The sequence below is a fragment of the Lysinibacillus sp. K60 genome (assembly GCF_019731275.1).
Lineage (GTDB): Bacteria > Bacillota > Bacilli > Bacillales_A > Planococcaceae > Lysinibacillus > Lysinibacillus capsici.
Window position 1 is genome coordinate 232,526 of the sequence record NZ_JAASJR010000001.1, and the last position, 15,301, is coordinate 247,826.

Annotated in this window: 20 protein-coding genes; all 20 read left to right on the forward strand. The window is 37.3% G+C overall.

Annotated elements, in window-relative coordinates:
- Positions 1-17: 17 nt before the first annotated feature.
- The 20 genes from HCH28_RS01200 (at position 18) to HCH28_RS01295 (ending at position 15,300) form a co-directional block, all read left to right on the forward strand.
- Positions 18-548: a phage terminase small subunit-related protein gene (locus HCH28_RS01200; protein ID WP_221679268.1), complete on the forward strand. Its 531-nt coding sequence runs from the start codon at positions 18-20 to the stop codon at positions 546-548.
- Positions 545-2,263: a terminase large subunit gene (locus HCH28_RS01205; protein ID WP_221679269.1), complete on the forward strand. Its 1,719-nt coding sequence runs from the start codon at positions 545-547 to the stop codon at positions 2,261-2,263. The genes HCH28_RS01200 and HCH28_RS01205 overlap by 4 nt, the downstream gene beginning before the upstream one ends.
- A gap of 59 nt (positions 2,264-2,322) precedes the next feature.
- Positions 2,323-2,994 (forward strand): hypothetical protein, encoded by a 672-nt coding sequence (locus tag HCH28_RS01210; RefSeq protein WP_221679270.1) that lies wholly within the window; start codon positions 2,323-2,325, stop codon positions 2,992-2,994.
- A gap of 49 nt (positions 2,995-3,043) precedes the next feature.
- On the forward strand, positions 3,044-4,258 hold the full coding sequence (locus tag HCH28_RS01215; RefSeq protein ID WP_221679271.1) for a phage portal protein: 1,215 nt from the start codon (positions 3,044-3,046) through the stop codon (positions 4,256-4,258).
- The gene (locus HCH28_RS01220; RefSeq protein ID WP_370635277.1) at positions 4,227-4,811 is read left to right on the forward strand and encodes an HK97 family phage prohead protease; all 585 of its coding nucleotides are present in this window, start codon (positions 4,227-4,229) and stop codon (positions 4,809-4,811) included. The genes HCH28_RS01215 and HCH28_RS01220 overlap by 32 nt, the downstream gene beginning before the upstream one ends.
- Positions 4,804-6,141, forward strand: coding sequence for a phage major capsid protein (locus HCH28_RS01225; protein ID WP_221679273.1), 1,338 nt, complete (start codon positions 4,804-4,806; stop codon positions 6,139-6,141). The genes HCH28_RS01220 and HCH28_RS01225 overlap by 8 nt, the downstream gene beginning before the upstream one ends.
- 4 nt (positions 6,142-6,145) lie before the next feature.
- The gene (locus tag HCH28_RS01230) at positions 6,146-6,406 is read left to right on the forward strand and encodes a head-tail connector protein (RefSeq protein WP_221679274.1); all 261 of its coding nucleotides are present in this window, start codon (positions 6,146-6,148) and stop codon (positions 6,404-6,406) included.
- A complete protein-coding gene (locus tag HCH28_RS01235) occupies positions 6,384-6,722 on the forward strand; it encodes a phage head closure protein (RefSeq protein ID WP_255600387.1) in 339 nt (112 codons plus the stop codon). Before HCH28_RS01230 ends, HCH28_RS01235 begins: the two co-directional genes overlap by 23 nt.
- On the forward strand, positions 6,719-7,147 hold the full coding sequence (locus HCH28_RS01240; protein ID WP_221679278.1) for an HK97 gp10 family phage protein: 429 nt from the start codon (positions 6,719-6,721) through the stop codon (positions 7,145-7,147). Before HCH28_RS01235 ends, HCH28_RS01240 begins: the two co-directional genes overlap by 4 nt.
- Positions 7,144-7,626: a phage tail terminator family protein gene (locus tag HCH28_RS01245; protein WP_221679280.1), complete on the forward strand. Its 483-nt coding sequence runs from the start codon at positions 7,144-7,146 to the stop codon at positions 7,624-7,626. The genes HCH28_RS01240 and HCH28_RS01245 overlap by 4 nt, the downstream gene beginning before the upstream one ends.
- 3 nt (positions 7,627-7,629) lie before the next feature.
- Entirely contained in the window at positions 7,630-8,688 is a 1,059-nt protein-coding gene (locus HCH28_RS01250) for a phage tail sheath C-terminal domain-containing protein (RefSeq protein WP_221679282.1), read from the forward strand.
- Between the two features lie 14 nt (positions 8,689-8,702).
- Complete coding sequence (locus HCH28_RS01255; RefSeq protein WP_112117160.1) at positions 8,703-9,137, forward strand: phage tail tube protein; 435 nt, start codon at positions 8,703-8,705, stop codon at positions 9,135-9,137.
- Positions 9,138-9,161: 24 nt separating this feature from the next.
- Positions 9,162-9,554, forward strand: coding sequence for a phage tail assembly chaperone (locus HCH28_RS01260; RefSeq protein WP_112117161.1), 393 nt, complete (start codon positions 9,162-9,164; stop codon positions 9,552-9,554).
- A gap of 200 nt (positions 9,555-9,754) precedes the next feature.
- Positions 9,755-11,782 (forward strand): phage tail tape measure protein, encoded by a 2,028-nt coding sequence (locus tag HCH28_RS01265; protein WP_221679284.1) that lies wholly within the window; start codon positions 9,755-9,757, stop codon positions 11,780-11,782.
- A 13-nt stretch (positions 11,783-11,795) separates the two neighbouring features.
- Complete coding sequence (locus HCH28_RS01270; RefSeq protein WP_221679286.1) at positions 11,796-12,212, forward strand: hypothetical protein; 417 nt, start codon at positions 11,796-11,798, stop codon at positions 12,210-12,212.
- The gene (locus tag HCH28_RS01275; RefSeq protein WP_221679288.1) at positions 12,212-13,189 is read left to right on the forward strand and encodes an XkdQ/YqbQ family protein; all 978 of its coding nucleotides are present in this window, start codon (positions 12,212-12,214) and stop codon (positions 13,187-13,189) included. Before HCH28_RS01270 ends, HCH28_RS01275 begins: the two co-directional genes overlap by 1 nt.
- The gene (locus tag HCH28_RS01280) at positions 13,189-13,479 is read left to right on the forward strand and encodes a DUF2577 family protein (protein ID WP_221679290.1); all 291 of its coding nucleotides are present in this window, start codon (positions 13,189-13,191) and stop codon (positions 13,477-13,479) included. The genes HCH28_RS01275 and HCH28_RS01280 overlap by 1 nt, the downstream gene beginning before the upstream one ends.
- Positions 13,469-13,915: a DUF2634 domain-containing protein gene (locus tag HCH28_RS01285; RefSeq protein ID WP_221679291.1), complete on the forward strand. Its 447-nt coding sequence runs from the start codon at positions 13,469-13,471 to the stop codon at positions 13,913-13,915. The genes HCH28_RS01280 and HCH28_RS01285 overlap by 11 nt, the downstream gene beginning before the upstream one ends.
- Positions 13,916-14,956 (forward strand): baseplate J/gp47 family protein, encoded by a 1,041-nt coding sequence (locus tag HCH28_RS01290; RefSeq protein WP_221679292.1) that lies wholly within the window; start codon positions 13,916-13,918, stop codon positions 14,954-14,956.
- Entirely contained in the window at positions 14,953-15,300 is a 348-nt protein-coding gene (locus HCH28_RS01295; protein WP_202341521.1) for a phage tail fiber protein, read from the forward strand. The genes HCH28_RS01290 and HCH28_RS01295 overlap by 4 nt, the downstream gene beginning before the upstream one ends.
- The last annotated feature ends 1 nt before the right edge of the window (position 15,301 follow it).

The window sequence follows — 15,301 nt, forward strand, 5'->3', positions numbered from 1 at the left end:
AGGCAGGTGAATAGGTATTGACCAAAAAACATGAACAGGCATTTGAGCTTTTTAAAGAGAGTGAAGGAAGTCTTTCAAATGCAGAAATAGCAACGGCTGTTGGTGCTGCAGAGTCTACGGTTAGAAAGTGGAAAAGTCGCTATAATTGGCTTGAACAATTGGGCTTAGTTCAGAATGTCACAGTAGAAGAAAATGAAAGTGTGACAAAAAGTAAACCTTCTAATCGTGAACTGCAGCATAAGCGGATAATAGACTCATTGGTGGAGGCTGGAACCTATTCGCCTGCTTTGGATTTGTTGATTGATGTGTACCTGGATTGTTTTGAAGAATATGAAAAGGCAAAAGACATTGGTGAAAATGTTGAAAAGCTTCGAAAGGAATTAGCCCGATTACTTGGACAACTTGGATTAGATGGCAAAAACAAAGATCTCATTAAAAAATCGGGAACATTACTAGCGAAAGGTGACGAGGAAAAGAAGAAAGATCCTGAACCTGAAAGCGAAAGTAGTAAGCTCGTTCAATTTAGACAAAGGAAAATGAGATCATGATAGATTTTGAAGTAAATTACTCTGATGAATTTGTAAAAGAATTTGATTCTAATCCAAAAGCTTATCCTCACAGTATTAAACTAATGGTGAAGCGCTATAAACGATGGAAGAAGCGAAAAGATATTTGGTTTGATAATGATAAAGCCAATGACATGCTCTATTTCACAGAAACATTTTTAAAACATGCTAAAGGGCGATGGGCTGGACAACCTTTAATCTTGGAATCCTGGCAGAAGTTTTACTTTGCTAACATTTACGGCTGGCAACGTAAAAATGAATTCGGAAAAGCTGTGCGAGTTGTACGAAATGCTTATCTGCAGGTGCCGAAGAAAAACGGTAAAACGATTATGGGCGGCAGTCCTGTAATTTATGGTATGTATGGCGAAGGTGTTAAAGGTGCTGACTTTTACATATCAGCAAATACATTTGAACAATGTCAAAATGCTGCAATTCCTATTGGCCTAACAATTGAAAATAGTCCTGATTTAAGGCCAGGTACACGAATTTACAAGGGTAAAGAGGATTCGGTCCGATCTGTCAAATATACCTTTGTTGAAGATGGCATAAAATACGCCAACACTTTGAAGGTTCTAACAAAAGATAATGCAGGGAACGAGGGTAAAAATCCATATTGTAATTATTTCGATGAAGTCCATGCTCAAATGGACCGAGAACAATATGATAACTTGCGATCAGCTCAAATTGCCCAGGAAGAACCTTTGAACATCATTACAACAACAGCTGGTAAACAAACAGGAGCATTAGGAGCTCAGATTCATGCGTATGCAAAAGAAGCTATGAAGAATGACAATGATGATTCTTGGTTTGTGATGATATACGAACCGAACAAGGGTTTTGATTGGGAAGATCGCGAAGTGTGGCGAATGGTAAATCCCAATATCGGTGTTTCTGTGAGCATGGAATTTTTAGAAAAGGCATTTCTAGAGGCTCAAAACAACAGCTTTAACCGCGCTGAATTTTTATCTAAACACTTAAATGTATTCGTCAATTATGCTGAAACCTATTTCGAACTTGACCAATTAGAAAAAATGCTTGTTGAGGATCTTGGAGAGATAGAAGGTTTAACATGTGTTGTTGGTGTCGATCTATCAAGACGTACCGATTTAACGTGTGTGGATATTAATGTACCGACATTTGATGATGATGGCGAACCAATCTTAAAAGTGAAACAAATGTATTTTATTCCTGAGTTTGGGATTGAAGAAAAGGAACTACAGCGGAATGTTCCATACAGAGAACTTGCAGAAAAAGGATTCGTTACATTATGCCCTGGTAAAACAGTAAGTGAAGATATGGTAAACGAATATGTTGAATGGGTTTTTGATAATTTTGATTTAAGACAAATAAATTATGATCCTGCTTTAGCGGAAAAGCTCGTTGAACAATGGGAAATGCTAGGTATACCGTGTGTAGAAGTGCCACAGTATCCAGCTGTCATGAACGAACCATTTGATGATTTTGAAATCCTTCTTTTACAAGACAAAGTTATAACAGATAATCCGTTACTTATTTTCTGCGCGTCCAATGCCAAAGTCGTAACAAATATAAATAATTTAAAAGCGCCATCCAAGCGAAAAAGCCCTGAACATATAGATGGCTTTGTCGCTTTTTTAATTGCTCATAAAGAGACATTAAACATGATGGCTGAAAGCATGGACGGCTTAGACGAATATGTTAAATCAATTTATCGGTAAGATAATGTTTCTCCTGAACTTTAATTTTGCTATCATTTGGTAAAGGAGAGATAATATAAATGGTTATTGCAAACATTTTATTTGATAATAATGGGAACTTTATATGGGTAAGCATAACTGCTATAGCTGCAGTCATTGCAATTTTCATAAATACCTTTATTGCTAGTTTGACTACCAAAGCCAATTTCAAAGCAAACATAGTTGCTAAATCTAGAATTGAGTGGATACAAGAAGTTAGAGAAAAGAGTGCGGAGTTCATTACATCCTGTTATGACTTAACAAGACTGTTGGATTTAAAATACTTTAGTCAAGAAGATGCAGATATTAACAAAGAAATCATAAGATTGAGAAACGAAGTGCAAAAAAACGGTACTTTACTAATGCTTTATTTTGGTCCTGATTCTAGTGAAAACAACGAAATGATTACAGTTATTATTCAGGACTTAATTGCGCTTTATAGGAATGAATCTGTTTGGACAACTAGAGATGATTTGTTTTTAGAAATAAATCTTTTGAATGTATTAAAAGATTTTTTACGAATTTATTTTAAAGCTGAATGGAAAAGAGCGATTGGTGAGTTAGAGGACTCACAGGTGCAAGATTATCTTACAAAAAATAAAGTATACAGAAAAATACGGCATATCTTTAGAAAAAGCGTAGCAGAGTATGAGCAAGATGCAATGGAATATTACGAGTATTTAGAGAAAAAAATGGATAGCAAAAGGCCCTAAGCAAGGCAATAAAAGGCTTATTTTTTATGGTTGAAAGCGAGGCGAGATAGTGGGAATACGAAATTGGTTTTCGAGAAAATTAGTAAGACAGCTCGAAAAGCGAGGCTTAATTGATGCTTCGTTAGGTGGAAGTGTTCGGCTGAATGGGTGGTTTGCTAATGACGAAAACATATTACATTCAAGTGATGTGTATGAATTACTACAAGATATAAGTAACCAAATTACATTGGCCCAGATAGTTGTTGAGGACCAGGAAACAGGAAAGGACATAACAAAACATCCTATCTTGAAAGTGCTACGCAAACCAAACAAATATTTAACTGGCACGGAATTTATGAAGCTAATGGTAAACATCTATTTAGTTGAGGGGGAAGTTTTTCCGTTTTACACAGGTAAGGAGATTCATATTGTATCGAATGTTGACGCTGAATTGGATGATAATTTAGAGGAGCATTTCAAAATAAACGGTACTGAAATCCCTTCAAAGATGATTCGTCACATTAAGAATATTGGGCTCAATCATTTAAAAGGTGTAGGACTGAAACAGCTAGGAAGGGACACATTAGAAGGTGTTATGAGCGCTGAGAAGGTGCTTACAGATAAGTATAAAAAGGGCGGCATACTTGCGTTTTTATTAAAACTAGATGCTCATATCAACCCTAAGAATGGCGCTCAATCCATTCTAATTAATTCGATCCTGGACCAACTAGAAGGAATTGACGATAGCCGTACAATTAAGCTCATTCCTTTAGGGAAAGGGTATTTAATCGATGAATTGAAAAGCCCGATTGATGATGCCAAAATACTTTCTTACTTAAATGTCTATAAGAAGGATCTTGGAAAGTTTTTAAATATCGATGTTGAGACTTACAGAGCCATGTTAAAGACAGATTTAGAGAAAGCCATGATGTACTTACACAACAAGTCTGTTAAATCCATAATGCAAAACTTTGAAGACCATTTGAGTCTTCTTTTTTTCGGCCCAAATTCGAATTTACGGCTGAAATTCAAGATTAATATTTTGGACTTTGTCCCATACAGCACGAAAACAAATATTGCTTACAACCTGGTTAGAACAATGGTCGCAACACCTGATGATGCTCGCGATTATTTATTAGGCTTTGATCGCTTATTCACTGAGGAATCGATGAAGCTTTATATCTCGAAGGATTTAATTGCAGGTGAAGACATTAATAAAGCGACAGACGACAGCTTGAAGGGGGGTGACGATGGTGGCCAAGCAAAAGGAGATTCGGACACTTGATATACAGGGACTTCAAACGAGAAGCCAGGGCGATAATGAGTCGAATGTGATTGAAGGTTATGCAGCTGTATTTAATTCTCCAACAGATATATGGGGCATGTTTACAGAAATTATAGCACCAGGTGCTTTTGCTGATGCAATTGCTTCAAATGACGACATACGCGCTTTATTTAACCACGATTGGAACAATGTCTTAGGAAGAACCAAGAGCGGAACATTGCGCTTGTCAGAGGACGCTAGAGGGCTTAAATTCGAAGTTGATTTGCCAAATACAACGTTAGCTAGGGATTTATCAGAGAGTTTAAGACGTGGCGATATTTCGCAATGCTCGTTCGGTTTTGTTCCTACAAGTGAAACATGGGATTATGAACCTGAAATACCTGTTCGAACAATTAACACCGTAGAGTTACATGAAATTAGTGTCGTAAGTATTCCAGCGTATGAGGATACAGAAGTATCATTGCGCTCAAAAGAAGCCAATAAGTCGATTGAACAACGATTGAAATTAATACAACAAATAAACTCAGTTTTGGAGGAAAACAAGCATGAATAAAAAACTATTAAAAGTATTACAGAAACGTCTAAAAGGTCGTTTAACAGAACTACGATCACAGTTAGAAGCTGGTGATATTGCAGAGGATGCAATTGACGGTGTGACAGCTGAGATTGACGAATTATCTACTGAGCTAACAGAAACGGAACAAGCACTTGGTGATTTAGAAGAAGATCTAGGTAATGAAGATCCTGAAAACCGTAGTGCTGACAATCCTGACGAGGATGAGGAAGAAGAAGAGGAAGAAGATAAGGAAAAAACTGAGCCTGAAAAACGTAGTGGTATTTCGCAATCAGCGCAGACGGCAGTAAATGCTATTGGAAAAGCTTTATCAACTCGTAATGCTAAGTCTACTAAAAAACGTGAAGCTGAAATTCGTTCAGCATTTGCTAATTTTGTAGTCGGTAACATTTCGGAATCTGAGGCACGTTCGCTTGGTATTGAGGTAGGGAATGGCTCTGTAACTGTGCCAGTTCAGATTGCTAAAGAAGTAATCTCATATGCACAAGATGAAAACTTATTACGAAAATACGGTTCTTATGTTGAGACTGATGCAGATGTGAAATATCCAGTTCTAGTTAAAAAAGCAGAAGCTAATGTCAATAAGAAAGAACGTTCAACGGAAATTGAAGAAACAGACATCGAGTTCGATTCAATTGATTTAGATCCAGCTGAATTTGATGCCCTTGCTACAATCACGAAAAAATTATTAAAACGCACAGGGGTAAATATTGAACAGATTGTAATTGATGAATTGAAGAAAGCTTATGTTCGTAAAGAAACAAATTATATGTTCAATGGTAATGACGTGGGAAATGAAAATCCAGGAGCATTAGCTAAGAAAGCCGTCGCTTTTTATGAGAGTGAACCAGTAGATTTAGAAGCCGCAGGATTAGCTAATAAGCTGTATTCCCAACTTGTTAAAATGAAAGGACAAGTAACGACTGTAGTACGTAAAAAATCAATGTGGATTGTAAATGGTGCTGCTGTGACTGCTCTTGAAGGTTTATTAGATGCAAATGGCCGTCCACTTCTTTATGAAACACCAGACGGCTTAGGCTATAAATTACTTGGCCATAATTTAGATTTTACGGATGCAGCTGATGGTACTGATCCAACAAAGCCAGTATTTTATTTTGGAGATTTTAAAGCTTTCCACATTCAAGAAATTAAAGGTGGAATGGAGCTTCAAAAGCTAGTTGAAAAATATGCAGGTACAAATAAAATTGGCTTCCAAATTTACAATCTTATCGATGGCCAATTAATTTACTCACCATACGAGCCAGCGGTTTACCGTTATGAAGTAGGGGCCACTAAACCAGGGAGCTGATTAGATGGACGAACTATTAGAACAATTTAAGGAACACATCCATGAGGACGGTGAGGGAGATACTTCACTGTCCTTTTATTTAAAAAATGCCAGGCGGTATGTGAAAAAAGCAACAGGTGCCGAACAAGAATATTTGGTATTGATGGTTGCAGGAATTATGTATGAATACCGCGTTGCAGAAGATGATTTAAAAAAAGCGCTTGATGCCATTACACCTTTTATGATTTTGGAGGTGTATGACGATGCCGAAAAACCAATCCAATAAGCTGAAAAAAAGAATTAGTATCTTAGGAAATGTTGAGGTTGAAGATAGGTTAGGCGAAACAACCAATAAATTTGAACCTATCAAAACAATTTGGGCTGAAATAGTACCTCAAACAGGGTCACTTCAAAAGCAAGCTGCAGATACCATTCTTACTAACGTTACCCATAAAATTAAGGTGCGCTATACAGCTGGCAAAGATATTACAAAAGAAATGCAGATTCAATATAAAGGACATACATTTGAAATCAAGTATATTTTAAATCCTTATTTTGAAAACAAGTGGCTGGAGATCTTTGTCCAGGAGGTGTTGCAATGAGTATACAAATGCAGGGTTTATCTGACTTTCAAAGAGATTTATTCGATGTTGCTACTAAAAAGGTACCTAAAGAAGCACCAAAGTTAATGCGTAAAATTGGTTCAAAAGCGAGAACTAAAGTTGCTAAAAAAGGTCGTTCTCTAGTGAAGAAAAAGACAGGTACCTATCATAAAAAGTGGAAACGAGGCAAAGTTTTTGTTGGTTATCAAGGTGAACTAGTGGTACGCGTTATTAATTCAGCACCTCACGCTCATTTAATTGAGGATGGCCATAGAATGGTAGATCACGAAGGAAACGAAACAGGTGATTTTGTACCAGGTAAGAAGGTACTTGATAAAGGTATGCGAGAATTTGAGTCATCGGGTGACGTAGAGAAAGAAACTGTAAAATGGCTAGATGAATTGTTGAGGAAAAACAAGCTATGATTACATTTGAAAATATTAGAGCAACAGTGACCAAGAATTTAAAAGCAAATTTCGAAGGGATAAAGGTATCAAGTAAATCTGTAAAGGATGGCTTTACACGGCCATCGTTCAAAGTGGAATTAGATAATGTGAAGCGTGAGGGCTATTTGACACAAGTTGAAAAGTCTTGCACGGTTCGCATTTTTTATTTTCCTTCAACAATCGATGATAACGCGATTGAATTGTTAGATGTTCAAGAAACAATAGGGAATTTATTTGATCTTAAATTTTCTGTAGGAGATCGCCATTTGGATATAGGCGAACCTAATTTCGATGAAATTGATGGTGTGCTGCAGTTTGAATTTGATCTCCAATTCTTTGATGGCCGTGAGCCTGGTTCAGGAGTAAACATCGAAGATGAAATTAAAAACGGTAAAGATTTTTATGAAAAACATCCAATTGAGCTTATGGGCGAGTTGGATTATGAGGAAGGGGACTAAATAATGGGCCTACCTGAAATAAATATCGAATTTATTGGTAAAGCCGTTACAGCTATCAAGCGAAGTCAGCTTGGAATCGTAGCATTGATTCTTAAAGATGATGTGCAAACAGCTGATACAGTGACTTACAAAAGCATTGAAGATGTACCAACAGATGGATGGTCGCCTGGAAGTTTAGATTACATTCATCTAGCGTTTATGGGTACACCAAGCAAAATTATTATTGAACGTTTACCGACAACTGCAATTGATTACAACGCAGCACTAACACGCTTAAATAATAAACGATTCAATTACTTGGCCATTCCAGGCATTGAAGATAAAGACACAGCAAACATTGCAACTTGGATTAAAACAAAGCGTGAAAATCAAAAGAAAACTTTTAAAGCAGTATTGCCAAGTAATGAAGCAGATCATGAAGGAATCATTAATTTCACTACAACTGGAATCAAAGTCGGTGAAAAAGAGTACACAACTGCAGAGTATACAGCACGTATTGCTGGCATTATGGCAGGTTTACCATTTACACGATCATCTACTTATTTTGTGTTGTCAGAGGTTGATAGTATCAACGAGCTTGAAGATCCTGATAAGGCCGTTGATGATGGAGAGCTTATTCTTATCAATGATGGTGAGAACATTAAAATTGGCCGTGGGGTGAACAGTCTTACAACAACAACTGGAAGTAAGACAGAGGACTTTAAATCAATTCGCATTATGGAAGTACAGGACATGATAAAAGATGATATTGCCATGACATTCGATAAGTATTATGTGGGCAAGCTCAATAATATTTACGATAATCAGGTGTTATTTATCAGGTCTATTAATGCATATTTTGCTGGTCTTGGAGATCAAGAAATATTAGATCCTAACTTTGAAAATAAAGCAGAAGTAAGTGTACGAAAACAGCGTTTAGCATGGGAAGGAATCGGCACTGATACATCTGAATGGGATGACCAAAAAGTAAGAGAAATGTCCTTTAAGCGAAACGTATTTTTAGAAGGAAATATAAAAATTGTGGATGCTATGGAGGACTTAGATTTAGATATTGCGATTTAAAGGAGGATTGACACATGGGTAAATTAAAGTCTAATCGCGTTATTAATGGCACATATGGCAGCGTGTGGGTTAATAATGAAAAATGGCTAGATATTGAGGAATTTGAAGCTAAAGTTTCCATTGGATTTGAAGATGTGAATATGGCAGAAGATCCAGCAACTCATAAAAAAATGACAGGCTGGTCAGGTGAAGGAACTATGAAGTTGAAGAAAGTGTATAGCCGTGGTGCAATTCTACTTGCGGATTCTGTAAAAAAAGGAATCGTACCTGATGTGAGCATTGTAGGTAAACTTGCTGATCCTGATGCATTTGGTTCGGAGCGAGTTGCTATTAGTGAAGTGACATTTAATGAATTTATGTTAATGCAATTTGCTCAAAAAACTATCGGAACCGAGGAATTACCATTTAACTTTGCTGATTACGATCTGATCGATTCAATTACAGCCTAAAACATATATCGGAGGGAAATATAAATGACTAAAAAGGTGAATAAACGATTAACACTTACGGACTTGATGAAAGAGAAAGAAAAGTACCAGGTAAAGGATGATGTCACAGAGGTAGTACTTGTGGAACGTCTAGGCGTGGAGGTAGTCTTACGTAAACCTGAAAAATCTCTTTGCGTGGATACTATGAAAATGTTGCGTGATGATAATAATGATACAGACGCAGATGAATACATGGTATATAACACATTAGTAGAGCCGAATTTAAAAGATGCTGAGTTGCAAAAAATGTATGAATGTACACTACCAACTGACATTGTTCATAAGATTTTCGATCCTGGTGAAATTGCTCAGTTATCAGAGTTAGCAATGGAAATGGCAGGATATAAAAAAGGTGGAGTTAAAGCTATAAAAAACTAATTGATAGTGATGATGATTTTTATTTTCTTCATCACTATATTCAACGCGGTTTTAAACCTGAATATCTTCTAAATCTTGACTATGATACAAAGTTAATAATGATGGCCAGTATAGAAAAATATTTAGAAGAAAAAGACGAGGAAATGAAAGCTAGAGCAAAAATGCTTTAGCTTTTTTCTTTTGTAAAAGGCGGTGAGGAATTGGGAAGAAGGGTAATATCAGCTGTTCTCACATTGCAAGATCGCGATTTTTCTAGTAATTTAAGGCGCGCTAGTGATCGAGCTGATGATTTTGGACGAGGCGTTGCGAAAGTGGGCAACCAAATTCAACGGTTTGGACAAGGGGCAGCTAGAGTTTTTAAAACAGTAGCAATGGGCGCAGGTGCTTTGGGTGCAACTGGAATCGCTGCATTTGGCGCAAGTGTCGCGAAGTCGATAGTTGATACTGATGGAGCCTTTAAACGTTTAGAAGCTCGCACAGGAGCAACAGGAGCCGAATTAAAAGGGCTTGAAAATGTGGCCAAAGATGTATTCAAAGCAGGTTTTGGTGAAAACATGGACCAAGTGGCTGATGATGTTTCAACTTTAAGTGCTATGTTTAAAAATTTAAAGGGAGATTCATTAACAGAGGTGGCCAAAGGAGCTGCAACCATTTCACAAGCCTGGGGTGCTGAATCAAAAGAAGTCGGAAAAACTGTTAAATCTATGACAGGTAACTTCAAAGGTCTGAGTGAAACAAAAGCACTTGATTTAATGACTCATGCCTTTCAAAAAACAGGCGATTACTCAGATGATTTACTTGATACGTTTAATGAGTATAGCGTCCATTTTAGCAAGCTTGGATTGTCTGCAGAAGAATTTACAGGCATTTTAATTTCAGGCGCTGAAAATGGAGCCTGGAACATGGATAAAGTCGGGGACGCTGTAAAAGAGTTTGGTATCCGTGCAATCGATGGCTCAAAAGGAACGAAAGAAGGTTTCGATGCCATTGGATTAAATGCCGATGAAATGGCTGAGAAATTTACTGCAGGTGGAGAAACGGCAAACAATGCCTTTGCTGCTACTATTGCAGGTTTAGCAGCCATGAAAAATCCTGTTGAACAAAATGCTGCAGGCGTTGCGCTTTTTGGGACCATGTGGGAAGATTTGCGCGAAGATGTAGTTTTATCGATGGCAGATAGCGCTAAATCTGTACAAGGCTTTGAGGGAGCAACAGGACGAGCAGCAGATGCACTACAAAGTAGCTTTAAATCAAAATTAACACAATCATGGCGAGATCTACAGGTCGGTATAGCTGATGTAGTAAACGGAGCAGGGGCGCAGGAGTTTTTACAAGGTGTTGCTCAAAAAGCTGATGAATTGGTGCCAAAAATTCAAGGCATTGTCACGAAAGCATTTGAATTTGGTAATACAGTCCGTGATAATTGGGGGCCAATTAAAGAAACGCTTATTGGTGTTGGAACAGCTGTAGGGGTAGTGGCTGCAGGAATGGGAGCATTAAAGGTTATCACCACAGTAACGACGATGGTACAAGGCTTTAAAACAGCTATGGGACTTGCCACTGCAGGACAATGGGCAATGAATACAGCAATGCTTGCCAGTCCTTTAACATGGGTAGTCGTTGGGATAGCTGCTGTAGTTGCTGCAGGTGTCTTGTTATATCGAAATTGGGATACTGTAAAAGCAGCTGCAGGTAGCTTGTGGGAGAAAACGAAAGAGGTATTCGGAGGCATTTACGATTGGGCTGCTCAAAAGATTCAGCCAGTAACAGGCTTTTTCAAAGGACTCTATGATAAATTTATGGGCTTTAAAAATGCCATTAGCAACTTCCAACCACCTGAATGGGTTTCGAAAATAGGTGGAGCTATTGGAAAAGCTGCAGGTGCTGTTGGTAAATTCGTTTCAGGATCACATGCCGATGGGTTAAACAGAGTGCCATACGATGGGTACATTGCAGAATTACACAAAGACGAAATGGTTATACCTGCTCGACAATCTGAAAGGATTCGTGCTGCAGGTGGATCAATCGATAATGTGGATCAAATGGTGCAACCATCACCAGGAACAGTAACAACGCCTACACCTGCAGGAGCTACGCCACAACCAACAGCTTCAAATAATGGCGGTGTACAAGTGATTATTCAAAACTTAAACGCTAAAGGCGTAACAGCGAAAGAAATAATGGACGAGTTTGTCCCAATGCTTAAATTAAGATTGGCCAATATATAAGGAGGTAGGATAGATGGATATATTTTTAAGTACACAAGATCGAAAGCAAATTATTCAACTTCCTATTGTGCCAGCTGAATTTAAAATACCTAGTCCAATGAGTCATGAAACATTTACAACCATTAACCAGGGAGACATTAAGTTAATAGGGCGTAGTGGTTTAAAGTCACTTACAATTGAATCTTTTTTTCCTGTAAAAGATTATCCTTTTTCGCGAGATCGGACTTACAAAGGATGGGAATATGTTGAAATCATAGAATCGTGGAAAAGGGTTCCTGTTCGTTTAATAGCAACAAACACACCTATTAATATGTTAGTCGTAATTGATAACTTTGAATATGGTATTCAAGATGGGTCAGGGGATGTTTATTATTCACTGGCATTATCTGAATTTAAGGAGATCATTCTAGAGACAAAGAAGGTGAAGTAATGGCGCATGAATTATGGTTAATCAAAGGCGATACAATGACCAATATCACACCAATGTTAGGTACTTTGATGTGGCGAAGTAATAAGGATGAATTAGGCGATGAAATAAACTTTAGTATCGCTTTTAATGATACCAACTACTTTCCTGTTAATCCTTGTGACATTGGTGATTTAGTTGCACTCTATAATAATGGCCAAGAAATTACTCGCGCTATTATTGTTGATGAATTAAAAAACGGCATAGCACCTATAGGGTATATTGGATTTGATTATGCGTTTTACTTAAATAAATCTACTGCAGTATATCAATTTAATAAATTACCTGGGGATGCCTGTATTAAAAAAATCCTCAATGATTTTGGCATACCTATTGGAAATATTACTAGCTTGCCAGTGAAAGTAGATAAGATTTTTAATGACAAAAAGGTAAGTGAGATCATTAAAGAAATTATCAAAATGGCAGAGCAGAAATCAGGCGTAAAATATTTAATGGAAATGAGGGCTGGAAAGTTTTATATCGAAAAACAAGGTAATTCACTTGTGACAGGTAAATTCAATTTGTTTGAGGGTGGTCCTGAATACGATATAAGAACAGCCATTATGAATCCATCAAAAAGACGTAGCATTACAGACATGGCCAATACAATTCAAGTGGTTGGGAATAATGACAAAGTAGTTTTAACAAAGTCTGATAGTAAAATGGTCGAGAAATATGGCCGTATTACTAAAGTTGTTAAATTAGATCAGAATGAGAAAAAGAGTGCTAAACAGGTTGCTGAAAACGAATTAAAATTGCTATCAAAAGTTGTGGAAGAAAATAGCGTTGAATTGCTAGGTGACGATAATTTCCGAGCTGGTAGACTTTTTGAATTAGAAGAACCTATAACAGGTATAAAGGGTAAATTTTTAATTACTGCAGTTGAACATACCATTGCAAAAGGTATCCACAAAATGAAACCAAGTTTAGAGGTGATGTGATGGATCCGATTACGGAATTAGCTAAAATGATTAAAGAACGTGATAATCCTACACTTGTATCTATGACAACAGGAACCGTTATTTCTCCATTACCGAACATAGTTATTAAATTAAATGAAATAGTAACACTAGATCAATCAAAATTGATTGTGGCTGAACACATTTATTTGCACTATCAGTATCCAGGACCAACATGGTTACAAACAGGGGATGAAGTTATTTTAATGCCTACAGTTGATGAACAGATGTATATAATGCTGGACAGAGTAGGTGAGTCCCATGTTACCTAAAATAGCAGAATTAGAATTTGATAAAAAGGAAGTAAAGACAGACTTGCCACCACTTGGTAAGTCTTTTTTATATGACTTTGATAATAAAGATTTTTATAGACGAAATGGAAAGTTAGTACCTGTGTATGGAATTGATACACTAAAAGAATGGATCTTAAAAATCTTTAAAACAGAACGGCATCGATTCCGCGTTTATAAAGAGGTGCCGTACGGAATGATTTTAGAGGAATTAATAGGGTCAAGTTTGCCGAGGGCCTTAATTGAGGCAGAAATTAAACGAGAAATTACATCTAGTCTATTAGAACATACGCACATTCAAGCAGTACAGGATTGGCGTTTTGTTCGTGATGGAAAATGGATTCGAATAAAATTCACGGTGATTCCTGTAGAGGGGGCCTTTGACGAACCTTCTTTTGACATGGAGGTGAAGGTATAGATGGAAAGTGAAAAAGTCGTACATGATCGGATGCTTTCAAACATTGATAATGAATACGATAAATCACCAGGTAACTATATATTCGATATAACAAAAGCGCCAGCTATTGAATTTGCTTTGCAACAAAAGAAAATAGCTGCAGTACAAGAGAAATTAGATATAGAGAAGCAGACAGGTGACGAGCTAACAAGAACCGTTTATCAACGAACAGGTATTAAAAGAAAGTTGGCCACACAAGCAACAACTACGGTCATTGTTTCGGGTACAGCTGGAACACTTGTAAAAGTGGGTGAGCTAGTTGGTACTGACACAATTTTATTCACAGTAATTGAAGACGCCATTCTTAATGAAAGTGGTTTTGCCCATATTCGCGTACAGTGTAATGAGTTTGGCCAGGTTGGAAATGTCCCTGCCAATGCCATAAAAAACTTTCCTGTTTCTATTAATGGATTAGTCAATGTCTATAATCCTGATCCTGTCGTGAATGGCTATGATGAAGAAACAGATAAGGATTTGCGACAACGTTATTATGATAAGCTGCAGCGTCCAGGTAAAGCAGGTAATAAATATCATTATCGTGAATGGGCATTAGAAGTAGCTGGAACAGGTGACGCAAAGGTTTTCCCACGCTACAACGGCCCACTAACTATGAAAGTAGTGGTAATCGATGCGAATAAATTACCTGCATCCATCGAATTAGTCGACGATGTAAGGGCGCATATCGAAGAAGAAATGCCTTTTGGTGTGGAGGATTTACTTGTTATTGCTGCAGAGGCATTTATATTGAATCTGACTGCTACATTATCAATAATGCCAGGGTATACCGAAGAAATAGCAATTACCAATATCAAAGCAAACATTACAACATTCCTGAAAGAGATTGCTTTTAAAACATCGTTTGTTAGTTATGCAAAGATAGGCGCATTAATTATTGATAGTGAAGGGATCTTGGATTACCAGGACTTACTTATAAATGGCTTAACTACAAATGTTGTTATTCCTGAGGATTCCGTAGCAGTAATGGGAGGTGTGAACGAATGAATCATATGAGTAATTATTTAAAAAACAAAGTGTTAAAGGATCATTTAAAAACAACGCCTGTCTATATAGCCTTATTCAACAATGATGTTGAAGTTTCCCAAGCGAGTTATGCAAGACAAGCTGTAACATTTGCTGATCCAGCAGATGGCCAAACTTCTAATGCAAGTGATGTCCTTTTCCCTATCGCTTCTGAGTCCTGGGGGACAATAACACATGTGGGCATTTATGATGCTTTAACAGGTGGTAATCCACTATTCAGATCACAGACAGAGTTTTCGAAAAGCATAGAAGTGTCTAGCCAGTATAAGATCCCGAAAAATTACTTGATTGTTCGGATTAAGTAGG